The sequence below is a fragment of the Chroococcidiopsis sp. SAG 2025 genome (genome assembly GCF_032860985.1).
Lineage (GTDB): Bacteria > Cyanobacteriota > Cyanobacteriia > Cyanobacteriales > Chroococcidiopsidaceae > Chroococcidiopsis.
This window is the reverse complement of the sequence record NZ_JAOCNC010000001.1, coordinates 5,429,671-5,451,645: the sequence shown is the minus strand read 5'-3', so window position 1 is coordinate 5,451,645 and position 21,975 is coordinate 5,429,671. Positions and strand designations below refer to the sequence as shown.

23 protein-coding genes are annotated in these 21,975 nt (G+C 45.4%); 10 read left to right on the top strand and 13 right to left on the bottom strand.

Going from position 1 to position 21,975, the window contains the following annotated elements; all coding sequences use genetic code 11:
- Positions 1–18: 18 nt before the first annotated feature.
- Positions 19–1,371, bottom strand: a complete 1,353-nt coding sequence (locus tag N4J56_RS26850) for a deoxyguanosinetriphosphate triphosphohydrolase (RefSeq protein ID WP_410500605.1) — start codon at positions 1,369–1,371, stop codon at positions 19–21.
- A 242-nt stretch (positions 1,372–1,613) separates the two neighbouring features.
- Between N4J56_RS26850 and N4J56_RS26845 the strand changes: the two genes are divergently transcribed.
- Positions 1,614–2,909: a S41 family peptidase gene (locus N4J56_RS26845; protein ID WP_317109224.1), complete on the top strand. Its 1,296-nt coding sequence runs from the start codon at positions 1,614–1,616 to the stop codon at positions 2,907–2,909.
- A 62-nt stretch (positions 2,910–2,971) separates the two neighbouring features.
- On the opposite strand, the gene N4J56_RS26840 is transcribed toward N4J56_RS26845, so the two are convergent.
- The 3 genes from N4J56_RS26840 to N4J56_RS26830 are packed head-to-tail and all read right to left on the bottom strand — an operon-like array spanning position 2,972 to position 4,137.
- On the bottom strand, positions 2,972–3,358 hold the full coding sequence (locus N4J56_RS26840) for a hypothetical protein (RefSeq protein ID WP_317109223.1): 387 nt from the start codon (positions 3,356–3,358) through the stop codon (positions 2,972–2,974).
- The gene (locus tag N4J56_RS26835; RefSeq protein WP_317109222.1) at positions 3,340–3,732 is read right to left on the bottom strand and encodes a hypothetical protein; all 393 of its coding nucleotides are present in this window, start codon (positions 3,730–3,732) and stop codon (positions 3,340–3,342) included. The genes N4J56_RS26840 and N4J56_RS26835 overlap by 19 nt, the downstream gene beginning before the upstream one ends.
- Positions 3,733–3,774: 42 nt before the next feature.
- Positions 3,775–4,137 (bottom strand): hypothetical protein, encoded by a 363-nt coding sequence (locus N4J56_RS26830; protein WP_317109221.1) that lies wholly within the window; start codon positions 4,135–4,137, stop codon positions 3,775–3,777.
- A gap of 136 nt (positions 4,138–4,273) precedes the next feature.
- Here N4J56_RS26830 and N4J56_RS26825 point away from each other — a divergent pair, with 136 nt between their 5' ends.
- The gene (locus N4J56_RS26825; protein WP_317109220.1) at positions 4,274–4,552 is read left to right on the top strand and encodes a hypothetical protein; all 279 of its coding nucleotides are present in this window, start codon (positions 4,274–4,276) and stop codon (positions 4,550–4,552) included.
- Between the two features lie 184 nt (positions 4,553–4,736).
- Here the strand turns inward: N4J56_RS26825 and N4J56_RS26820 are convergent, their stop codons facing one another.
- Positions 4,737–5,411 (bottom strand): SDR family oxidoreductase, encoded by a 675-nt coding sequence (locus N4J56_RS26820; protein ID WP_317109219.1) that lies wholly within the window; start codon positions 5,409–5,411, stop codon positions 4,737–4,739.
- Between the two features lie 283 nt (positions 5,412–5,694).
- Between N4J56_RS26820 and gntT the strand changes: the two genes are divergently transcribed.
- Positions 5,695–7,083 carry a guanitoxin biosynthesis MATE family efflux transporter GntT gene (gene gntT / locus N4J56_RS26815; RefSeq protein WP_410500604.1) on the top strand — a complete coding sequence of 463 codons (1,389 nt, stop codon included), beginning with the start codon at positions 5,695–5,697 and terminating at the stop codon, positions 7,081–7,083.
- Positions 7,084–7,267: 184 nt separating this feature from the next.
- On the opposite strand, the gene N4J56_RS26810 is transcribed toward gntT, so the two are convergent.
- Both N4J56_RS26810 and N4J56_RS26805 read right to left on the bottom strand, forming a co-directional pair.
- Positions 7,268–7,867: an isochorismatase family cysteine hydrolase gene (locus N4J56_RS26810; protein ID WP_317109217.1), complete on the bottom strand. Its 600-nt coding sequence runs from the start codon at positions 7,865–7,867 to the stop codon at positions 7,268–7,270.
- A gap of 57 nt (positions 7,868–7,924) precedes the next feature.
- Positions 7,925–8,809, bottom strand: coding sequence for an ABC transporter permease (locus tag N4J56_RS26805; RefSeq protein WP_317109216.1), 885 nt, complete (start codon positions 8,807–8,809; stop codon positions 7,925–7,927).
- A 48-nt stretch (positions 8,810–8,857) separates the two neighbouring features.
- On the opposite strand from N4J56_RS26805, the gene N4J56_RS26800 reads away from it, so the two are divergent.
- The 6 genes from N4J56_RS26800 (at position 8,858) to N4J56_RS26775 (ending at position 13,501) form a co-directional block, all read left to right on the top strand.
- Positions 8,858–9,415, top strand: coding sequence for a helix-turn-helix domain-containing protein (locus N4J56_RS26800; RefSeq protein ID WP_317105833.1), 558 nt, complete (start codon positions 8,858–8,860; stop codon positions 9,413–9,415).
- Between the two features lie 41 nt (positions 9,416–9,456).
- Positions 9,457–10,191 carry a transposase gene (locus N4J56_RS26795; RefSeq protein ID WP_317105834.1) on the top strand — a complete coding sequence of 245 codons (735 nt, stop codon included), beginning with the start codon at positions 9,457–9,459 and terminating at the stop codon, positions 10,189–10,191.
- 592 nt (positions 10,192–10,783) lie between these two features.
- Positions 10,784–11,623 carry an ABC transporter ATP-binding protein gene (locus N4J56_RS26790; RefSeq protein WP_317109215.1) on the top strand — a complete coding sequence of 280 codons (840 nt, stop codon included), beginning with the start codon at positions 10,784–10,786 and terminating at the stop codon, positions 11,621–11,623.
- Positions 11,624–11,704: 81 nt separating this feature from the next.
- Positions 11,705–12,370 carry an ABC transporter substrate-binding protein gene (locus N4J56_RS26785; protein WP_317109214.1) on the top strand — a complete coding sequence of 222 codons (666 nt, stop codon included), beginning with the start codon at positions 11,705–11,707 and terminating at the stop codon, positions 12,368–12,370.
- Entirely contained in the window at positions 12,324–12,719 is a 396-nt protein-coding gene (locus tag N4J56_RS26780) for a hypothetical protein (protein ID WP_317109213.1), read from the top strand. The genes N4J56_RS26785 and N4J56_RS26780 overlap by 47 nt, the downstream gene beginning before the upstream one ends.
- 11 nt (positions 12,720–12,730) lie before the next feature.
- Complete coding sequence (locus N4J56_RS26775) at positions 12,731–13,501, top strand: MBL fold metallo-hydrolase (RefSeq protein ID WP_317109212.1); 771 nt, start codon at positions 12,731–12,733, stop codon at positions 13,499–13,501.
- A gap of 55 nt (positions 13,502–13,556) precedes the next feature.
- On the opposite strand, the gene N4J56_RS26770 is transcribed toward N4J56_RS26775, so the two are convergent.
- The 6 genes from N4J56_RS26770 to N4J56_RS26745 all read right to left on the bottom strand — a co-directional run bounded on the left by N4J56_RS26770 (position 13,557) and on the right by N4J56_RS26745 (position 20,793).
- On the bottom strand, positions 13,557–14,639 hold the full coding sequence (locus tag N4J56_RS26770) for a fatty acid desaturase (protein ID WP_317109211.1): 1,083 nt from the start codon (positions 14,637–14,639) through the stop codon (positions 13,557–13,559).
- Positions 14,640–14,753: 114 nt separating this feature from the next.
- The gene (locus N4J56_RS26765; protein WP_317109210.1) at positions 14,754–16,238 is read right to left on the bottom strand and encodes a mannitol dehydrogenase family protein; all 1,485 of its coding nucleotides are present in this window, start codon (positions 16,236–16,238) and stop codon (positions 14,754–14,756) included.
- Positions 16,204–17,349, bottom strand: coding sequence for an ABC transporter ATP-binding protein (locus tag N4J56_RS26760; RefSeq protein WP_410500603.1), 1,146 nt, complete (start codon positions 17,347–17,349; stop codon positions 16,204–16,206). Before N4J56_RS26760 ends, N4J56_RS26765 begins: the two co-directional genes overlap by 35 nt.
- A gap of 171 nt (positions 17,350–17,520) precedes the next feature.
- Positions 17,521–18,342 carry a carbohydrate ABC transporter permease gene (locus N4J56_RS26755; protein WP_317109208.1) on the bottom strand — a complete coding sequence of 274 codons (822 nt, stop codon included), beginning with the start codon at positions 18,340–18,342 and terminating at the stop codon, positions 17,521–17,523.
- Between the two features lies 1 nt (position 18,343).
- On the bottom strand, positions 18,344–19,264 hold the full coding sequence (locus tag N4J56_RS26750; protein ID WP_317109207.1) for a sugar ABC transporter permease: 921 nt from the start codon (positions 19,262–19,264) through the stop codon (positions 18,344–18,346).
- 230 nt (positions 19,265–19,494) lie between these two features.
- Complete coding sequence (locus N4J56_RS26745; protein WP_410500602.1) at positions 19,495–20,793, bottom strand: ABC transporter substrate-binding protein; 1,299 nt, start codon at positions 20,791–20,793, stop codon at positions 19,495–19,497.
- A 208-nt stretch (positions 20,794–21,001) separates the two neighbouring features.
- Here N4J56_RS26745 and N4J56_RS26740 point away from each other — a divergent pair, with 208 nt between their 5' ends.
- Positions 21,002–21,805, top strand: a complete 804-nt coding sequence (locus tag N4J56_RS26740) for an SDR family NAD(P)-dependent oxidoreductase (RefSeq protein WP_317109205.1) — start codon at positions 21,002–21,004, stop codon at positions 21,803–21,805.
- Positions 21,806–21,975: the final 170 nt, after the last annotated feature.

The window sequence follows — 21,975 nt, the reverse complement described above, 5'->3', positions numbered from 1 at the left end:
CAAGAACTAAGTTGCGGCTTACTTCCCGCTCCGAGGCAGAGAAATTCCTTTGATTTTTTTATAAACTGATACGGCATAAGAATCAGTCATGCCAGAAATATAATCTGTGACTTTCAAAATTTTCTTGTATAAATCTAAGTTTTCATCATCTGCTTTAAAATTAGGTAGTAATTTTTTAATTAAATAGCTCTTAGAAAATTGCTCTTGACTAATAGCAGTAATAAATTCTTCTAACAATCCTCCTAAAACTTCATAGCCTGCTACTTTAACCTCAATAACTTCACAAGATTCATATACTTTTCTCCGGGTAATATCTACAATTTCTTTAAGACTATTTGCCGAAGGAATGACTGATGTTAAAGGTGCGTCAAATTCTCCTGACAGAATGTCTGACTCGAAATCTAGGAAAACATGCTTGACTTCCAAAATTAATTGATGTATTGCTTTAGAACGTAAATATTTAATATTGTCTAATAGATCGCTGCCTAAATACTCCAGATTATCTTCTTGAAGCAGAGCCATTAATAAGTTTTCCGCTTCTTCATAAGTAATATAACCCATGCGAAAGCCATCTTCTAGATCGACAATATGATAGCAAATATCGTCAGCCGCTTCTATCAAAAATACGAGTGGATGCCTACACCACCAAGCAGAGTTTGCATCGCGACGAATCAAACCAACTTCAGCGGCAATTTGTTCGACTAAATTTTTTTCTGCTTGAAAAAAGCCGTGCTTAGCTGTACTTTTACCTTGATATTGTGGAAAAATATCGCTAGAAATCAAAGATTCTCTAGGATACTTCATGAAAGTTCCTAATGTTGCATAGGTAAGTTGCATACCAATGCGATCGGCTTGTTTCTCTTTTTGAGTTATAATTCTGAATCCTTGGGCATTACCTTCAAAGCAGGTCAGATCGGCTTGTTGTTGTAGATTTAACTGTTGTAATACTGGCTGAGCGCGAACCGATTTAAACCACTCTTGAATCGCATCTTCACCAGTATGTCCAAATGGCGGATTGCCGATATCGTGCGCTAGACAAGCGGCAGCAATAATATCGCCAAAATCAGAGGCAATATAGTCACGCAAACTGTTACTATGTCTTTTAATAATTTCTTCCCCGACAATCGTGCCGAGGGAACGTCCCACACAAGATGCTTCTAAACTATGAATGAGGCGGTTGCGAACGTAATCGTTATTAAATAGAGGAAAGACTTGTGTTTTATCCTTTAATCTTCTAAAAGAAGAAGAGAAAACAATGCGATCGAAGTCTCTTTGAAATGATGTTCGATTTTGTGTTGGAATTTCTGCCTCGCAAGCTTCTAAAAAAGTTTCTCCCAGTCGTTTACGAGATAGTAATTTAGACCATGCCATTAAGGTAGCCATTCTATACCCCTTATCAGTGGATAAATCTACAATAAGTCTTATTCTTCACTTATTGCTTGTACTACCTCAAATAAGGAGCGATCGCGCTAAATTAACCTGAGTCTCCAACGGAGGCGTGCCTGCGGAAAGGACGCGAACAATACAGCTACAACAACTCCAGAACGTGACAGTTATAAGAGTGGCGATCGCACTAGACTAGAGATCCTGCTCGAAATTCTCAACCTTCCATAATGCAGAGATTCACACTGTCTCGGTTAAATCGTTGGGCGATCGCCTGTTTAATTAGTATTTCTACTCTGTTTCTAGTCTGGTTTGTCTCACCAATACCATTGCTGCTAGCAAAACCGCAAGCACAGGTATTCGATCGCGTCTGGCAAACGGTTAGTGAAAACTTTTTCGATCCTAAATTGAATGGAGTGGACTGGAAAGCGATGCGAGAGCAATATAAGTCTCAAGCAGTTCGAGCGAAATCGAAACCAGAATTTGCTACCGTTGTCAATCAAATGCTATCCCAGTTGCGAACTTCTCACACGCGCTATTACACCGCAGATGAACCAGCTTATTATCAAATTTTAGGTATTTTTGCTAAACGTAATCCTGACTTACAGAAACAGTTAAAAAAATTCTTGCCCCAAGGTAAGATTGAATATCCTGGGATTGGTATTTTTACCAAAGAGATTCAAGGCAAAACTTTTATTAGCGGCATTTTAGCAGGAAGTCCGGCGGCGAAAGCCAAATTGAAAGTCGGCGATCGCATTATTAGCGTCAATGGCAAACCTTACCAACCAATCCAATCTTTTACAAATATTGGTAAGCCAGTTGCGATCGCAATTCAGCGGAATGCCAAGACTCAAACTCAGCAAGAAATTGAGGTTACGCCGCAGATATATGATGCTACGACGATGTTTCTCAAGGCACAGCAAGCCAGTACCCAAATTATTCAAAAAGAAGGGAAAAAAATTGGCTACGTACATATTTGGTCGTATGCAGGTGACGAATACCAGCAGCAACTTGAAGAAGATTTAATGTACGGTCGCCTCAAAGATGCAGATGGGTTAGTTTTAGACGTGCGGGATGGATGGGGTGGCGCATCGCCCAATTATCTTAATATATATACTGCCAATGGTCCCAGCGTTACCATGACAGGACGCGATCGCCAACCATCTACAGCAAACTATCAATGGAAAAAACCAGTCGTGATGGTTGTCAATGAAGGTAGTAGAAGCGGTAAAGAAATTCTAGCGTTTGGCTTCCAGCGCTATAAAATTGGCTCTGTAGTCGGTTCCCCTACAGCAGGCGCAGTAGTAGGAGGTCGTCCTTTTATCATGCCAGATGGCAGCGTCCTTTATTTAGCCGTTGCTGACGTGATAATTGACGGTAAATATAGACTAGAAGGCAAGCCCATTAACCCAGATATTCTCGTTCCCTTTACTCTAGAATATGCCCAAGGCGCAGATCCGCAAAAAGAACGAGCGATCGACTTAATTACAAATTCGCCATCTTCCTCATCGCAAAATGACAAATGACGGTTCTGTAACAAAAAATGTTTGGAGCGATCGATCTATTTGGAAGTAAAATAGCGATCGCTTCACTCTGGTTTCCATACAATACGCGATCGCTTTGCCAATAGACCCGCTAACCGTTCCGCCTCAGCTAAGTTATCTTCTCGATATGGTAGCCTGATTATATTCGCATGGTTTGTGGAATCCTGTTCTACATCTAAACCAATTTCTCTCACACGACCAACCTCAAGACTTGCAACCCCGTAACACTTGCGAAACAAGCCAGCACATTGCTCTGGAGAACACACGCTTGCCAAATTAACGGAAAGTCCATACTCATTGGCTCGTAGAAAATAGGCATCTGCCTTCACCCTTCCTGTATCCTCATCAATCCACTGTTTCCGCAGTATCGCCCGATAAACAATGGCATCCTCTAATAACGGCTCAAACTGGTTCACGCTTGATTCAGCCATTCCAACCACTGCACCAAGATGGATGCTGTTACATTGTGTTCTACAGCGTAAGTGTCTCCTAATTCATGGTAAAGATACGCTTGTTGCTCCGCATCAGCAGGGCAAACTAGTCTGACTTCGCATTCAGGTTCTAACTTGCTCCATGTCAGTCTAATCCCACCTTTCTCATCTGTAGACGCTGATGCTTTTGGAAAGCGATCGCCCATTGCTTCGTAAGCTTCCACAACAAATCGCATGGCTAGCTTAAACGCCGATTGACTCGGTTGCAAAATACCATACTCATCTGTCTCATCCTCTTCTAAAAGATCGATGAGTCGTTTTAGTGTCACAGCAATGTTACTGCTAGATGGTTTTGCAGACTGAGCAATGGTCATGAAACTTTAGTTAAAATTCTATTATTACATCGCTCTCACTGGTCAATCGTGAGCGTTGTGAAGAACGGCTTCAAGTGCAGCGAAATCCTCCTTCTCAGCAAACCCGAACTGGACGAGTGCGCGGATTGTCTTGGCTTGCTGTTCCAATGCGGCTTTATGTGAATCGCTGTGTCCGAGAACCCAAACTACCACCAAGTTGTTTCCGACTTTCAAGGCGCTAATGCACAAACCATACCTGGGTTTCCCAGCACTGGAGTTGCATACCAGTGTGGGTGTTTTTATCGTTAGAGGCATTCTCTTGACAATATCGCCCAAGTTTTCCTTGTACCCTTGAATTCTGTCCTGCAACAGCTCTAAGTATTCCTCTTCAACAAGGATAAAATTACGCAGATTGCGTGCAAACACCCCTCCAGCTCCCTTGTCGCAAGCAATTTGCGCCCATTTTTGCGAGAGCTTTGGACATAGCTCCGGTATTGGTATGTATAAGTTCTCGCGAGTGTCCATATAGTAGTTGTAGCTCTCCAGTGTTATCCCAAGTGCTTTGACGGGAACGATCTTGCGTGGCTCCGTAGCTTGCTTTGCAATTTCATCAAAAGGGATCGAACAGAAGCGGGTTGCTGGGGTACATAGAACCATTGCATTTGAAGCTCCGCCCCTAGATACAGCTACCAGGGGCAGATGTAAATGCTGCCCAGCAATTGAGAATATAGCTGTCTTCGATAATTTATTTAGTGGCGGGGGTGTAGAGGATGAGTTAGACGAGGAACAAGCTGCTAATAGCAGTATTATTGCCAATATGATGATGCGCTCAAAAGACTGAGGCATATGGTGAAGCCAGTTGGAGGGTGTCCCGTTCTACAGTTGCACAGATACGCTGTAGAAGTCTTTAAGGATCGGTGGATCGTTGAAAGCCTACAGCATTTCATCTGGAGAAAGTATAGTCTGGTTTGCCCTTGCCGCGATCGCCCTGTCGTTGTCTATTCGCCTCGGCTGGGTGAAAGCTTTTAGTTCAAACTAAACTCCTCAAATTGAGCTGGAGTATAAAGCATTTCCCGATCCACGGCAGAGAGAATTTGATTATTCGCTTTTTCCGAATTCAAACAACGACAAATCAGTTGAGCCACATCAGCGCGATGAATCGTTCCCGCAATACGCGGATCTGCCGTGAGCAAACCGTTACCCGTCGCTGGTTCCGATTTCAACCCCCCAGGACGAATGACTGTATAAGTCAAACCACTTGCCACAAGATAATTTTCTGCTTGTTCCTTCTCGATTAAAACATCTTTCAAAGTCGCTAAAGCCTGCGGAGGTATAGCTACTACACTATTGCCGCTCCCGATAGAAGATACCAAAATAAACTTTTGTACGCCTGCTTTCACCGCTCCATTAATGAGATTTTTATTGCCTAAATAGTCGGCTCTGACTCCATCTTTTGGTAGACCGCCAATCGTACTAATAACTGTAGAGATGGAATCTCCCAGCATTGCCCGTTCTACGTCTTCAACATTCAACGCATCGCCAAAAACCACCGTAATTCCCATCGCTTCTAATTCCGCTTGCGCCGCCGCTGTCCGCAACAATGCTTTTACCTGCAAACCCTGTTGTACCAGGCATTTAGCAATTTCCTGCCCCACACCGCGACTCGCACCAGCCAGAAAAATGTAAGAACTATCCGTCATGTTTCTAATTTCAATCTAGTATGCAAGCTACACAAATCATTGTGGATGATAAGTTACACCTTTTGACGTATGATGTCTCAAATCTCTCCCGGCAAAATCTTTGACTTATATGAGTCAGATCGGTTGCCCAGTTGCAACACAGTCGGAGTTCTAGAACTGGCTAGTAATAGCGATGTAGAAATTGATTGAATCGTCTACTGTGGTAGTTAGGTAAAGACATTATAGTGAGTTGCACAATTTTGACTTTTGACTTTTAACCTTTGACTTGCTAAGCAGTAGGGGAATGTATGCAGGGGGTTTACAAGCATTGCCATCTCGTTCTAGCTTTCTGCGTCACTTCTTCCAACTGGCGATCGTTAACATTCTCTCTAACCTCATGGTTCCCTTAGCTGGGTTAGTGGATGTCGCCTTTTTGGGACATTTGCCGGAAATTCGTTACCTAGCAGGAGTCGCTTTAGCAACTGTCCTATTTAATTACATCTACTGGACATTTGGCTTTTTACGGATGGGAACAACGGGGATGACTGCTCAAGCGATCGGGCGGGAAGATCGAGAAGGAGTCATACTTATAGGCTTACGTAACGGCTTAATAGCACTCTCGTTGGGATTATTGATTTTAGTTTTGCAACAGCCTTTGAGAATGCTAGGCTTTACCCTTTTGAGTGCGACACCAGAAGTCAAAGCATCCGGTCAAGCATATTACGATGCTCTCATTTGGGGCGCACCAGCAACCTTGCTCAACTTTGTACTCGTTGGCTGGTTCTTGGGGCGATCGCAAAGTGGCAAGGTATTTTTGCTCTCGGCTGTCGGTAATCTATCTAATGTGGTGCTAAATTACGTGTTTATCGTGCGCTGGGGATGGCAAAGTACGGGAGCAGGACTAGGAACGGCGATCGCTCAGTACCTCATGTTATTGGTAGGGCTGATTTTAATCAATCGAGAAATCTCACTTGTAAAAATACATCAGCATCCAGCAAAAGCATCATTCATCAGCCAAATTCTCAATCTCAGCGATTTACGGGCAGCATTCGCGCTGAATGGCGAAATTCTAGTCCGCACCTTTGCTTTAGTTTCCACATTTGCCGTATTTACCAATCTTAGTTCGACCTTGGGAACGGAGATTTTATCTACCAACACAGTACTGTTACAAGTGGTGACGCTGACAGCATACTTTATTGATGGACTTGCCTTCGCCACTGAAACCCTAGCCGGAGTTTTTCTAGGTAGAGGCGCGATCGCCCAATTAACCCAACTCATATGGGTATCTGGAACAGCAAGTTTGAGCGTAGGAATACTGTTTGCGATCGCCTTCATTCTCATTCCTATGCCCTTATTCGGGTTACTGACTAACCATAGTGCAATTTTGGGACGAATTAGCAGTTATGTAGGCTGGTTGCTACCAGTTTTGGGATTTGGGGCGATCGCCTATATGCTGGATGGTTACTTTCTCGGCTTAACCGCAGGTCGGATTTTGAGAATTTCGGTGCTTGCAGCTGCTTTGCTGGGATTTGCACCAATGGCTATCGCTGCGTGGTATTTCCGTAACAGCCATCTACTCTGGTTGTCTCTAGCTTTGTTTATGGTTGTCAGAGCTTTGAGTTTGGCAATATTTGTGCCGAGAACCCTCAAGACTAATTCTATCGATCGTTGCCAGAGATCCGATCCCCCCTAGCCCCCCTTAAAAAGGGGGGAACAAAGTCTCTTTTTACGGCGTTGTTTTTCTAACTCCTCGCCTGCTTCTTGCCATCAAACAGAGAGAACAAAGCCCCCTTTTTAAGGGGGTTGGGGGATCTTCAAAATCTTTGCATCACAACAGAGATGTATTGACGCAATCCCTGCATCCAAAAATACTCGTCTCAAGCTGCTGGAACTTTACCTGATATCGCTTCCACAAATGCAGCGTGTGAAATTCTCGCGCCTGTTTGCAAATATTCCATTGCTGTTAGCGCTGCCCAATGTGCGTCCCAATCGGAACCAGCACAGCAATCCTCAATAACGTGGAAGTGATAATCGTGCTGGTGAGCATCCGCTGCCGTGTAATGCACGCAAACGTTCGTCATCATACCAATGAAGACTAAAGTATCTACCTTCAACCCTCGCAGCAGAATCTCTAGATCCGTGCCAAAAAAACAACTGTAGCGACGTTTGCTAATTGTAAATTCTCCGTCAATTGGAGCTAATTCACAATAATAATCAGTACTAGCCCAAGTTTCCAAACAGTGAATCGGTTCTGCACCATCTAACTCCCGTCCAAAATCCACCATTTCTTTACGGTGGACTTCTTTACAGTGAATAATTGGTAATTTTGCTTGACGCGCTGCTGCTAAAACTCGCTTTGCCTTGGGCAACAATTCAGCAATACCAACATAGGAAAGCGTGCAATCTCCTGTAAACGCCCCAGTTTGCAGATCGATACAAATTAAGGCAGTTTTGTTTGGCTCTAAGTTCAAGTTCATTATTAATAGTTGATAGTTATCGCTAACTTACGACTTACGACTTATGACTTACGACTTCTACCGTGTTTGATCTGCCCAAGGAGTAAGCCGTAGGGAGAGCCACTTCAAACCATAGTCAATTAGCAGACCGATCGCGCCAATTAAAGCAATACAAAATAAAACTTTTTCTGTTTGCAGAAATCGTTGAGCTTGAATAATTTTGAAACCTAAACCGCTTTGAGCTGCTACCAGTTCGGCAATGACTAAAAAGTTCCAAGCTCCAGAAATATTAACTCGTAGAGTATCTAGAACGCTAGGAAATGTTGCTGGCACAATCACTTTGAACAAGACATCGCGACGATTTGCCCCTAAAGTATAGGCAACATTAATCATCTCGTTGGGAATGAATTTGACCGCATCTGCTACCATGATGGCGTTGTACAGTACGACACCCAAGAAGACAATTAGTATCTTGGCTTCTTCACCTAAACCAACCCAAATCACAATTAGCGGTACAAATGCGGTGACAGGCATATATCTCACCGTACCGACAATGGGAGCGAATAGGCTTTCCATGCTGTAGAAAGTTCCCATTGCAATTCCCATTGGTACTCCAATAATTGCGGCAAACAGAAAACCGCCGAGAACCCGACCGCAGCTCACGAGGACATCCATAATAAGATTATCCTGAGTCAACATATCTATGCCAGCTTGGAGAACCGCCGTTGGTGTGGGGAGAAACATTGGCGGAACCCAACCCGCGTAACTCGCGATCGCCCATAATATTAACGGTACTGCGAGAGATGTTGCGGCGATCGCCATTGCCAGCCAACGGGGAAAACCTTGGCGGATGCTCCAAAACACGGAAGGTTCGAGATAGCGGTTTTGACGAGGCGAAGCTAGATCTGAATTACTGAAACTAGATTGAGCCACTAGTGGGTCATTTGGTATGAGTGTTGCCATAAAAAGGATGGTCAATTAAAGTGAAGATACATAGTTTTTCAGGTTGTGATGACACGGCAAAAAAAAGCACCTTTGCGACCGTTAAGTGATGAAGAACAAACCGACTTGAAAAAACTGAGCCGTTCTCAATCCCAATCATCTGCTAGTGTCATGCGGGCCAAAGCGATTCTAGCCGTGGCTCTTGGGGCTGATTACACGAGTGCAGCGCAGTTAGTAGGATTACGCTGTGGTGATACGGTCAGCAAGTGGGTCAGTCGCTTCAATGTTGAAGGCTTAGCTGCCTTACAGCCTCGACATGGCGGTGGGGCAGTAGTGCAATACAGCGAACCAGAAAAACAACGCATCCTGTCCGAATTTCAGCGTCAACCAGAGCGGCAGAAAGAGGGCACGGCAACCTGGTCAGTAGCTACACTTCAACGGGCTTTGCGTCAGGCTCCTGATGGCTTAACCCAAATCAGTACTTATACAATTTGGCAGGTACTCAAAGAGGCGGGCTATAGCTGGCAAAAGAGCCGCAGTTGGTTAAAAACTGGACAGGTGAAGCGCATACGCAAAGGCAAGCTAGTAGTAGTAACTGACCCAGATACCGTGGCAAAAAAAAACTGATAGAACGCGCTTACACTCAGGGACAGAAGCTAGGCTTGAGTGTGTGGTGCGAAGACGAGGCGGGACCATTTGGCACTGCTCCTTACCCTGGTAGCAATTGGCAGCCAGTAGGTAAACCGACACGGCAAGAACATGAATATATCCGTAATGGCACAGCCAAGCTGTTAACGCTATTCCATCCCGCTACTGGGCAAGTACGAGTTAAGGGTGTTACCAGTTGTACCAATGCTGTGTTGCACGAATGGCTCAAGCAAGAATTAGCTAGTGTTGTACAATCACTGCCAACTCCAGCTCGATTACTCAAGCCTGAAGAAAATCAACGGTTATGGAAAAGTTGGCAGCAGGGGTTGAAAGTACGCTTTACACTCCCACACGACTTACCGCCACTGCGAATGTTGCTAGTGATGGATAACTTGGTCGGACATAAAACTCCCCAGTTGGTATTGTGGCTGTGTGCTCATGGCATCATGCCGCTCTACACACCTCTTGGCGGTAGCTGGCTGAATATGGCTGAGTCGATTCAACGAATTCTCAAACGCCGAGCTCTAGAGGGGCATCATCCGCAAACAGCCTATCAAATTATTGAGTGGTTGGAAGCAACTGCTTTTGGATGGAACCAACAACCAACGCCGTTTGTCTGGGCAGGATTACGAGCGCAACGTCGAGACAGAGCGCGTCAAAGATTTCACTCTCTTGGTGGTTCTGGTGCCTGTACGCATCGTCCTCTTCGGCGGACAACTATTGCCAAAAATAATGGCAACACTCATACCAAATGACCCACTAGTGGTATTACCTCCATCTATTAGCAAATACTTTACAAACATTTGGCAACTGGAGCAGCAGAGGATGTGAGTTAATCACTGTGAAGAATTCCGTTATTTTGCTGAATTGTCTACCAGTTGTCTCAGTCTTCTGCTACTAAAAAGCATAGTGTAGAGAAAAGCAAGATTTGGGCAGCTTATTTTAATACTATTACAGTTGCTCAATTTATATCTTTGTATTTATTTATACTCAAATCTAGTATCGCAATTGAAAGAATTTTGTGTAAACTAGTTTACCTCCATTCAGGTAATACTTTGTACCCTCTTGACAACAATTTGCGCGGCGATCGCTCCTTTGTTTTTTCTCTTGCAACTGCGATCGTACTGATAAAAATAGTTGATTGGCGATCGCGCTTTAAAGCTATATTGAGAAGTCGGAAGTCGTAAGTTGTCAGTTAGAAACCTCTTGCCTTTGACAAATAACCATTAACTCTCAAAAATCTGTATCTCAATTAACAATTTTAGTAGATAGCTTGAGATTAACTGAATTAGAGCAGCTTGACAAAAGTATAGATCGCAGTAATTGTAGATTAGGAATGCGTAGCTTATGCTTGATACCCGCTTCAACGGTCAATTGCGGGAACAATCAACCCAATCGGGACGAGCCGATCTAAACCAACCTAAATTGGAAGTCCGAGAAATCTGCAAATCCTATTCCAATCGTGGCAAGGAATTGGTAGTACTAGAAAAGATTAACTTCCAACTTGACCCTAGAGAATTTGTTTGTTTGGTTGGTGTATCTGGGTGTGGTAAATCTACTCTACTTAATATTGTCGCTGGACTCACAACTCCTTCCGCAGGTCAAGTATTAGTTGACGGTCAGGCTGTGACTGGTCGTCCTGGGAGCGATCGCGGTATGGTGTTTCAAGGCTACACGCTTTATCCTTGGCTGACAGTCTCGCAGAATATTGCATTTGGTTTGCAGTTGCGTAAAATGTCTAAAGCGGAGCAGCGAGAGCGGGTAACATACTACTTGAACGTAGTTGGTTTAACTCCGTTTGCTAAAGCTTACCCAAAACAATTATCAGGTGGAATGAAACAACGAGTTGCGATCGCTCGTGCTTTAGCCAACGAACCAGAAGTGCTGCTGATGGACGAACCCTTTGGCGCTTTAGACGCTCAAACCAAAGAACAAATGCAGCAATTTTTGTTAGAACTTTGGGAGCAAACTCATACGACTGTCTTAATGATTACCCATGATGTTGAAGAAGCAATCTTCCTTTCTCAACGCATTTATGTCATGAGCAGTCATCCCGGTCGGTTGCAACTAGAAATACCTGTCAATTTGCCAGCCAATCGTCATTTAGAAATTAAACTCTCATCAGAATTTGTCGAGATCAAACGTCAAATTCTGCACGCTTTGCGCGGTGAGTACGGGAGTCGGTAGGGGCGGATTTCCAAACCCGCCTGTACGGGAGTCGGAAAGAAAGATTTATTCGTGCAACTTTCAGAAATTAGAGTATAAGTGATGGTTAAATTTCCTGCAAGACGTTTGATTGTGCTGGCTTTGGTATCTTTGTTATGGGCTGTTGCTTGTTCTCCTCAAAATTCAACAACTTCATCTTCTTCTCCTTCATCTCCTGCGCCTCAACCTCAAGTATTAATTTCTGGTATTAATCCTTGGCCCGGATACTCAGGTCACTATGTCGCACTGCAAAAAGACTTTTTTAGTCAAGAAGGCATCAAGGTGCAAGAAACTTTCTTTCAGAGTGCAACAGAAGGTATTACTGCATTTCTAGCTGGAAAAGTTGACGTAGGCTGGGTAACATCAGGAGATGCAGTACAAATGATTAGCAAAGATCCGTCAATTCGGATGTTCTATGTTGTCGATTATTCAAATGGATCGGATGGTATTTTAGGTCATAATATCAACAGTCCCAAAGACATGAAAGGGAAAACCGTTGCTAGAGAAAATATACTGTTTGAGAAGGTTTTATTACGTAGCTACCTAGAAAAAGGTGGATTGACCGAACAAGATATAACTACAAAAGATTTAACTGCCGCTGATGCAGCAGCGGCATTTACTGCCAAACGTGTCGATGCTGCCGTATCCTACGAACCCTGGTTATCTAAAGCAGCCAAGGAAAGTGGAGGAAATTATTTTTACTACCAAAGGTACGAATTTAATTGCTGATGTATTAGTCGTAAGACAAAAACTGATTGAAAGCCGCAGGGCAGATCTTCAGGCTTACTTGCGGGCAATTGATAAGGGTGTTAAGTTAGTCAATTCTGGCGATGAAGAAGCAATCAAAATTGCAGCTCAAAAGTTAGGAGTCACGCCAGAGGAAGCAAAAGAACAAATTGCGGGAGTCAAGATTTTTGATTTGGACAGTAACAAGTCAATTGCCTTTAACTTAAATCATCCCAATAATGCAATGAAAAATTTCGAGCTGACGGCAAGAGCTGCTTATGACTTTAAAATAGTTCCTAAACCGCTTGAGCTGAAATCTTTGTACGATGATTCTATAGTCAAGTCTACCTAAAGGTTGTAATTGTGACGGACTCCAAAGCTGTTTGTCAAACCTGGTTCTCCACACAAAAAATTAGTGACAACCTCTACCTAATTAGCGAACCGCATTACTATTGGTGGAATCGGGCAAATCTCTGGTTAATTAAAGGTCGCGATCGCGATTTATTAATCGATACTGGATTAGGGGTGGCAAGTCTGCGGCAATACATTGCTAGTTTAATCGATAAACCATTGCTGGCGATCGCCTCTCACATTCACTTCGATCATGCGGGTGGGATGCACGAATTCGACCACCGCGCCATTCATGCGGCGGAAGCCGAAGCACTGCAAAAAGGAGATGATTATGAGGCGTTGTGTACGCCAGCACAAAGCTGGGTATTAGAAGAACATTTCGACTTGCTACCTTACCCTGGATTTACAGTCGAAACATATACCTTAAATGCAGCAGAACCTACACAAATTTTACAAGAAGGAGACGTATTAGATTTAGGCGATCGCGCCTTCGAGGTGTTGCATTTGCCTGGACATTCTCCCGGCTGTATTGCTTTATATGAACCCAAATCTCAAGATTTGTTCTCTGGAGATGTGATTTATGATGGCGAGTTGTTATACCTCCTCCATTGCAGCGATATCCCTACTTATATCGCTACCTACGAACGGCTAGAAAAACTCCCAATAGAGACAGTTTATCCCGGTCACTACACGATTTTTGGGAAAGAAAGATATCGGCAAATTATCGCCGAGTATTTAGCAGCAAGGCGCAAACCAGGGTGTCCTTCGGAAATTCAAGTGTAGGGCATTGCCCCCCGAGGATCGGAGGGTTGTTAGGGGGATCGAGTCCTTATCGGCGCTACACTTCGCGAACGCTTAGCGCGCCATCACTATCACTAGCAGCAAGCTTCAACCAGTCTATCGGCTCCCGCGAAAATAGAAAAGAGACTCCAATTGCCCCGACAAAGTTGTCTAGATTCAACCCCTTCTCGGTATCCACAACCGTTCCTTGACCGTGGAATAAGCGATGAATCCGAAAGCGATGGTAGTTAGCGATGAGTTGAGGTAGCGTCACGTACTGACGATAATTGCGGGGGTATAATTCGGCATCTAATTTAGGCAAAAGATACCAAGGACAACGGATAACTCGATGATGGGCGTTGTGATAGCCAAAGTTTAGCAGCAATACATTCAGCCAAGACCACCGCAAAGAAATGAGGTTAGAGAAAGTATTTGCTTCCTCATGTTCCAAGCTGTATTGCGGTAAGGATTGACCTAGCTGAAACACAGTGTACGTGTGTTGAAAGCAATCAATAAATCTCAGGATATTGATAAAGCAGATATAGGCGAAAAAGTAAAGAACAATGGCACGGGGAGAATAGATTGCTAAGGCTGTAAATAGACTACCTCGCAGTAATAACAGCAAACCGTTACGCACTCGTTCATCTCGGCGCTGTTGTCCTAAAAATGGAGATAGGGCATTGAACCACCGCAACAAAAAGTTAACGGCAGGAAAATAAAGCCATTCCAACGCCACAATTAGGCGTACTATCGGCTTTGGCGCAGTTTGCAGGAAATCTGGTAGGGAAAAGGCAGAGAAGTCAGCCCTATTTTTATGATGGGCTAAATGGTTGCTAGCAACATCGCGATAACGACTGTAGCAAGAACCTGTCAGAAACAGCATTACCTGCGCAAATGCGACATTCCAGCGCGGATTACGAAAAATGTTGCCATGAATGAATTCGTGGACGAAGTATGCTGCCCAAATTAGCGTATGGGTTAATAACACCGTACCCAAGAGGTTTAACCACCACAAATGTTGCACAAGGCAGAAAATCGCAAAGCTGTATCCTACCAAGACGTAGGTTAACGCCGCACCGTTGATCCAGTAGTTGCGATCGTTGATATAGAAACTTGCATCTGGGGTAGCTGCCGTAGTCATATCACTAAATGGATTTCCGAATCTAGCCTCGGATTCAGCATACGGGTGTCCATGCATGAAATATGTTTTGAAAAATACAGTTAGTTGGAGAAAGAGAACAGTAGGAAACGATCGCTATCGAGTTAGCGTTCCTTTGGCTCCAAACTCATCCAAGTTGTGTAAATGCTTGCTAACTGCCTCCACAAAACGCGACGATCGCGACAAGTCGCCAAAAATCTCAGATAGACTCAGCAATGGTATAGGATCGGAACCCCCAGAACGGGCGCGCTGTATCAAAATATCTGCCATTGGGTCATCAATCTCAATTGGATTACCGCGATCGTCCTGTCCCTTGAGGTAACGGAACCAAGCAGCAATTGTCAAACTCAGATAATTGATCGCCCCATCCTGTCTAAGTGCGTCACGCAACGAACCCAGAATGAATTTTGGCATCTTAGCAGCACTATTGAGGCATAGGCGCGGCAATCGATCTTGAATCTTGGGATTGGCAAATCGTTGAATTAACGTCTGTTTATAATCGTCTAAATCGATGCCAGGTACGGGTTGAAGTGTGGGTGTAACTTCTGCCATCAAGCGATCGACGGCTTGCCGGATTGCCGGATCTGCCATTACCTCATGTACGTAGGTATAGCCTGCTAGAGTGCCGAGATAGCCAATGAGTAGGTGACTGGCGTTGAGTAACCGAATCTTCATCATCTCGTAAGGATGAACGTCATCGGTCATTTGTACGCCCACAGATTCTAGATCGGGTCTACCCGCACAAAAGTTATCCTCAACGACCCACTGAAGAAATGGTTCTGCTACCACTGGAAAGGCATCATCAATCTGAAATTGCTCCGCCACCATTTTGATATCGGCTGCTGTTGTCGCCGGAGTAATCCGATCGACCATGCAGTTAGGAAATGTAACGCGATCGCTCATCCAATTTCCCAACTCCGGATCTTGCAGCTTTGCAAAGGCAGTTAACATTTTACGGGCGATGTTACCGTTGCCTTGTAGGTTGTCGCAGGATAATACCGTAAATGGTTGTAATCCTTGTTGGCGGCGCTTATCCAGTGCTGCTGTCAAAAAGCCGTAGACTCCGATTGGCTCATGCGGATGTTGCAAATCGTGCTGAATTGTCGGATGATTGGCATCAAATTCGCCGCTACCTTCAATGTAGTAGTAGCCTGCCTCCGTAATCGTCAGCGTCACAATTCGACAGTGAGGATCTGCCAGTGCGTCAATAACGCGGGCGCGATTATCTGGGGCAAAGAGATAGCGTGTAATCGAGCCAATAACACGCGCCCAATCGCCTTCGGTCGAGCGTTCCACCAAAGTATACAAACAATCTTGGGAATGCAGAGCATCACGCATCCGGCGATCGAATTCCAGCAGTCCTACTCCGCAGATCCCCCATTCGCGATCGCAAGATTGCTGTAAATAGTTGTCAAGATACAACGCCTGATGCGCGCGATGGAATCCACCCACACCAATATGGACAATGCCATTAATTATTTGGTGGCGATCGTAATTGGGAACGCGGATGTTGTTTGGTAAACGAGATAAGGAAGCTTCATTCAGCTTAATTGTTGAGCCTGTGCTGATATTGCTGTTCATGGAATTCATTAGAAGTTAGATGGTGGCGACGGACTTTAGGAATGGCTTCACCTTGCTGGTTAAATAAATGGCAGAGATCGCCGTTAATCTGGAGCGGTGCGAGATCGTGCATCCGGCTGGGATTATCTCCGTCTGTTTGGACGATTAACGTGTCGCCACCCGCAATCTTGACGTACAGAAAAGTTTCTCCACCCAATCGTTCTACAACAAGCACTTCACCGTTGAGCGTAGCGTTATGACGATTGAGCCGCAAATGTTCGGGACGAATCCCTAACGTGGCGCGATCGCCCACCGACAATCCAGGCTGGACGGGAATTGTGACTGTTGCGTCACCAGGCAGTGTAACTGTTGTCCCAGAATTATTTACAGATGTCACCGTCACTGAAAGAAAATTCATTTTAGGCGAACCGATGAATCCAGCCACGAATAAATTACGGGGATGGTGGTACAGTTCCAACGGCGATCCGACTTGCTCGACAACGCCACTCTGCAACACTACAATCTTGTCAGCTAGCGTCATCGCCTCCACTTGATCGTGCGTCACGTAAATCATCGTGGCTTGCAAAGTATCATGTAGGCTAGCAAGTTCGATCCGCATCTGTACGCGCAAGGCTGCATCCAAGTTTGATAACGGCTCGTCGAACAAAAAGACTTTAGGTTTGCGTACCAAAGCCCGACCGATCGCTACCCGTTGGCGTTGTCCTCCCGATAGTTCTCTGGGTTTCCTATTTAATAGCGGTTCTAATTGCAGGATACGGGCAACTTCTTTCGCTCTTTCAAGACGCTGAGCCTTAGAAACACCCGCTAGGCGCAGACTAAACGCCATATTCTCTGCTACCGTCATGTGGGGATACAAGGCATAGGTTTGAAACACCATTGCCAACCCGCGTTTATCCGGTGGCACGTCATTCACTCTTACGCCATCAATGAGTAAATCGCCAGAGGTAATTTCCTCAAGTCCCGCGATCGCCCGTAACAAAGTTGATTTGCCACAGCCGGAGGGACCGACAAAGACAACAAATTCGCGATCGCCGATATCAAGATCGATGCCTTTGATAACCTCAGTATCGGCATAACGTTTATGAATGTTTCTTAAAGTGAGTGTTGACATAATTTTGGTAATTGGTAATTGGTAATTGGTAATTGATAGTTGGTAGTTGCCTGGTGCGTGGTGCGTGAAACACTCGTGACTTGTGACGTATGGTACGGGCGGGTTTAACCGCACAATTGTTTGTTGTTTCATAGATCTCTGAAAAAAACCCGCCCCTACAACTCCCGACTTTTATTTCACTGCTCCAAACGTCAAACCGCGTACCAGTTGCCGTTGACTCAGCCAGCCGAAGATCAGGATGGGGGCGATCGCCAGTGTTGATGCGGCGGAGAGTTTTGCCCAGAATAGCCCTTGGGGGCTGGAAAATGAGGCAATAAATGCTGTGAGTGGGGCTGCATCTGCTGTCGTCAGGTTTAAGCTCCAGAAGGCTTCGTTCCATGACAAAATAATTGAAAGCAGCGCGGTGGAGGCAATTCCAGGTAATGCTAGGGGTAGCAAGACATGGAGCAGTTCTTGGCGCGTGTTTGCCCCATCCATGCGATCGGCTTCGAGAATATCTTTGGGAACTTCTTTGAAGAAGCTGTAGATCATCCAGACAACGATCGGTAGGTTAATCAGGGTATAAATGATAATTAAACCGATGCGGGTATCTAGCAATCCCAAGTTGCGACACAGAATGTAGATCGGGACTAATACGCCAACGGGTGGCAGCATTTTAGTAGACAGCATCCACAGCAAGGTTCCTTTGGTGCGCTTGGTAGGAAAGAATGCCATTGCATAGGCAGCAGGTACGGCAAGCAGCAGCGCGAGTATTGTCGATCCGAGGGAAACTACTAGGCTATTAAACGCATAATTGAAATAATCTGCCCGATCTTGGATGGCAACATAGTTTTCTAATGTGGGCTGGAAAAACAATTGCGGCGGAGTAGAGACAGCTGCCACTTCGGTTTTGAAACTGGTAATAAACATCCAGAAGATCGGGAAAAACAAGATGGCAGCGGCTAGCCATCCTAGCAATGTCCACAGCCAGAGGCGAGAATTTTTACGTGCCATTTTAGGTATCCAAATTACGAGCAACACTACGCATCAAAAAGATCGCGACGATGTTGGCAAGGATGACGGCAATTAATCCACCTGCGGAAGCACCGCCGACATCAAATTCCAGCAACGCTTTCAGGAAAATATAATAGGCAAGGTTAGTAGTTGCCAGTCCAGGTCCACCACCAGTAGTCACGAAGATTTCGGCAAAGATGGTCAGGAAGAAAATTGTTTCGATCGCAGCGACTACGGCAATAGCACGGCTCAAGTGCGGTAGCATGACGAAACGAAATAAGGCGATCGCATTTGCCCCATCCATCCGCGCCGCCTCTAGCTGTTCGCGGTCTAAAGACTGAATGGCAGTTAATAAAATCAGCAGTGCAAAGGGCAGCCATTCCCAGGAAACAATGATGATAATTGCCAGTAGGGGAAAATCTGCAAACCAATCGATCGCCCCTAAGCCCAATCCTCTTGTGATTTGAGCAAACAGTCCGTTGACTGGATGCATCAACATATTTTTCCAGATCAAGGCGCTGACTGTAGGCATGACGAAGAATGGCGAGATCGCCAGTACCCGCGCAATCCCGCGACCCGGAAAGTCTTGGTCAAATAAGACTGCCAGCAACGTGCCTAGCGCGATCGTAATTGCTAACACGGAGGCAACCAAAATCAGAGTGGTGGCGATCGCCGTCCATAATGCCGGATCGGTGAGAATAAATGTGAAATTCTCAATTCCGATGAATCGGGGGGCATCTGGATTCAGCAGGTTGTATCGCTGAAAGGAAAACCATAAGGTCATCGCCAGAGGCACAATCATCCATAGCAACAGGACAATGACCGAAGGCGCAACTAAAGGTAAGGTCGATGTCTGTCGCTTGGAACGTTTGGCGGGTGGTGGCGTTGCCTGTTGAGGCTTTACAGCTAATGAGGAAGACATAAGAAAGTCAAAAGTCAAAAGTCAGAAGTCAAAAATTGTCGGGGCGGGTTCACCCGAAATACTGGTCAGAATCAAAGATGTTTGGTAAACCCGCCCGTACAGGAGCCAAAAGTCAAAAGTCAAAAGTCAGAAGTCAAAAGTTGGGTAAGAAAGTAGGGGAGCTTCAGGTGCAGAGAAGAAATCCAAAATTCCCCCCACACCCCACACCCCACCCCCCCACACCCCATTCTTCACTGGTCAATGTATCCGGTGTGTTTCATGAACCGTTCGGTTGCACTTTGCGATTGTTGCAATGCTCGATCTACCGAAATGTTGTTGGTCAGTGCGGCGGCAATGGTTTGCCCAACTGAAGCGCCGATCGCCTGAAATTCTGGAATATCTACGTATTGAACTCCCTTATAAGGAGTTGGTTCGGCGGCGGGATGGGTAATATCGGCAGATTGGATCGAGTTCAAGACGATCTGAGCAAATGGTGCGGCTTTTTGATAGTTGGGGTTGTTGTAGGTGGAAGTCCTCGTCCCTGGTGGAACGGCAACCCAGCCATTTTTGTTCGCAACCAATTGGATGTATTCCTTGGATGTTGCCCAGGCGATGAACTTTTGCGCCTCTGCGGGAGATTTTGAGGTTTGAGGAATCGCTAGCGCCCACGCCCATAGCCAGTTCGATCCGTTAGGATATTCTTCGATTGGCGCACGGGCAAAGCCAACGCGATCGGCGATTTGGGATTCTTTCGGATTGGATAACAGCCCCGCTGCAACGGTTGCATCTACCCACATGCCGCATTTACCTGTCGAGAATAAAGCCAGATTCTCGTTGAATCCGTTGGAACTGGCTCCTGGGGGTCCATATTTTTGTAGCAGCTCGACATAAAATCCTACTGCCTCTTTCCAGGCTGGAGTATCGATCTGAGGTTGCCACTTCATGTCGAACCATCTTCCGCCGGAGGTGTTGACCAAGGTAGACAGAAATGCCATGTTTTCGCCCCAGCCAGGTTTTCCTCGTAGGCAAACGCCATAGACTCCGTTTGCCGGATCGTGGACTTTACTCGCCCACTGTGCGATTTGAGCGTAGGTTGGCTGTTCGGGAACGTTAATTCCTGCTTTGGCAAACAAATCTTTGCGGTAGTACAGCATTGAACTTTCTCCATAGAACGGCAGCGCGTAGAGCGTGCCATCGTGGGAAAGTCCTTCTCGGATCGGTTTTAGCAAGTCGTCTACGTCATAACTAGCAGGTAGGCTATTCAATGGTTTTAGCCAACCTCGTCTCGCCCAAATCGGTGTTTCATAAGAACCGATTGTCAAGACATCAAATTGTCCTCCCTGGCTGGCAACATCCGTAGTCGTGCGTTGGCGCAACACGTTTTCTTCCAGCACCACCCACCTGAGTTCGATATTGGGGTTTTCTTGCTCGAACTGGCGGGAAAGCCCCTGCATGACAACCATGTCGCCGTTGTTGACGGTGGCGATCGTCAGTCTAGTTTTCTCGGCAGCTGATGAAGACGAACAAGCGTGTAGCAGTTGCACCAGCATCAACCCAGCTAGGAATGCAACCAGTACTTTAGCGAAGCGGGGGATACGCACCGCATAACTCCTTTGATGTTAAAAAAATTGAATCAAATTTTGATTTTATGCTCTAGATTTGGGCAAAAGCTCAATAATAGAGATCGTACTCGGCTCGATTTAAAAAATGAGAAGTCAATGAGTATTTGCAATAATTCTTCAACAATGGGTAGAACCAATGACAGCAAGAACCACCTATGACTTTGCGGGTAAGACCATCCTAATTACAGGCGGTGCAGGAGACATTGGCAAAGCAACCGCACATCGTTTTGCTGCTAATGGTGCAGGTGTAGCACTCTGGGATTTAAACGAAACCAAAATGGTAGATGTAGCGCGAGAACTAGCAGAGTACAACGTTCCAGTCGCCACATTTGGCTGTGATGTCACAAAATCTGAAGATGTCGTCAAAGCTTTTGCTGGGGCTGTAGAGCAGTTGGGGCGGATCGACTATGTTTTTAATAATGCGGGCTATCAAGGTTTGTTTGCCAAGACTGACGAGTATCCAGAAGATGACTTTCAAAAAGTCATTGACATCAATGTTGTCGGTGTTTTTCACGTTCTCAAAGCCGCCGCACAACATATGCGCGAATCTGGCGGCGGGGCAATTGTAAATACGGCAAGTTATGCGGGGGTAGTAGGTCCACCGAACATGGTGGCTTACGCTGCTTCTAAGTTTGCAGTTATCGGCATGACTCAGACAGCAGCAAAGGATCTCGCTCCTTATGGTATTAGAGTCAATGCACTCTCTCCAGCATTAATCGGTCCTGGCATGATGTGGACGCGACAGACAGAATTACAGGCATCTGTAGGATCTCAATACTTTGATTCCAATCCCAAAGTTGTCGAACAGCAGATGATTGATTCAGTCCCGATGCGCCGTTTGGGAAGCTTAGAAGAGGTTGCTAATGGCGTAGCATTCCTCATGAGTGAAGAAGCTAGCTATATTACTGGGTTTAATTTGGAGATTACGGGCGGACAATAAGTCGGGAGTCGGGAGTCGGGAGTCGGGGAGCAGAAGAGCAACTACCAATTTTTATCCGGGTTCATCCGCGTTTAAATCTACAAATCAAGTACTGATGCGACGAAATCTATTGAGTGTAATAGATTGCAAAGAATTGAGCAAAATGTCTTTCTTTGAGCATATGCTCAAAA

Bases quoted from the DNA above. Each gene is read 5' to 3' on its own strand.
- N4J56_RS26740 (WP_317109205.1), top strand. From the start codon at position 21,002: ATGACAGCAAGAACCACCTATGACTTTGCGGGTAAGACCATCCTAATT.
- N4J56_RS26835 (WP_317109222.1), bottom strand. From the start codon at position 3,732: ATGACCATTGCTCAGTCTGCAAAACCATCTAGCAGTAACATTGCTGTG.
- N4J56_RS26820 (WP_317109219.1), bottom strand. From the start codon at position 5,411: ATGACGGATAGTTCTTACATTTTTCTGGCTGGTGCGAGTCGCGGTGTG.
- N4J56_RS26850 (WP_410500605.1), bottom strand. From the start codon at position 1,371: ATGGCATGGTCTAAATTACTATCTCGTAAACGACTGGGAGAAACTTTT.
- N4J56_RS26760 (WP_410500603.1), bottom strand. From the start codon at position 17,349: ATGTCAACACTCACTTTAAGAAACATTCATAAACGTTATGCCGATACT.
- N4J56_RS26800 (WP_317105833.1), top strand. From the start codon at position 8,858: ATGACACGGCAAAAAAAAGCACCTTTGCGACCGTTAAGTGATGAAGAA.
- N4J56_RS26745 (WP_410500602.1), bottom strand. From the start codon at position 20,793: ATGCTGGTGCAACTGCTACACGCTTGTTCGTCTTCATCAGCTGCCGAG.
- N4J56_RS26785 (WP_317109214.1), top strand. From the start codon at position 11,705: ATGGTTAAATTTCCTGCAAGACGTTTGATTGTGCTGGCTTTGGTATCT.
- gntT (WP_410500604.1), top strand. From the start codon at position 5,695: ATGTATGCAGGGGGTTTACAAGCATTGCCATCTCGTTCTAGCTTTCTG.
- N4J56_RS26840 (WP_317109223.1), bottom strand. From the start codon at position 3,358: ATGGCTGAATCAAGCGTGAACCAGTTTGAGCCGTTATTAGAGGATGCC.
- N4J56_RS26765 (WP_317109210.1), bottom strand. From the start codon at position 16,238: ATGAACAGCAATATCAGCACAGGCTCAACAATTAAGCTGAATGAAGCT.
- N4J56_RS26805 (WP_317109216.1), bottom strand. From the start codon at position 8,809: ATGGCAACACTCATACCAAATGACCCACTAGTGGCTCAATCTAGTTTC.
- N4J56_RS26810 (WP_317109217.1), bottom strand. From the start codon at position 7,867: ATGAACTTGAACTTAGAGCCAAACAAAACTGCCTTAATTTGTATCGAT.
- N4J56_RS26750 (WP_317109207.1), bottom strand. From the start codon at position 19,264: ATGTCTTCCTCATTAGCTGTAAAGCCTCAACAGGCAACGCCACCACCC.
- N4J56_RS26845 (WP_317109224.1), top strand. From the start codon at position 1,614: ATGCAGAGATTCACACTGTCTCGGTTAAATCGTTGGGCGATCGCCTGT.
- N4J56_RS26755 (WP_317109208.1), bottom strand. From the start codon at position 18,342: ATGGCACGTAAAAATTCTCGCCTCTGGCTGTGGACATTGCTAGGATGG.
- N4J56_RS26770 (WP_317109211.1), bottom strand. From the start codon at position 14,639: ATGACTACGGCAGCTACCCCAGATGCAAGTTTCTATATCAACGATCGC.
- N4J56_RS26790 (WP_317109215.1), top strand. From the start codon at position 10,784: ATGCTTGATACCCGCTTCAACGGTCAATTGCGGGAACAATCAACCCAA.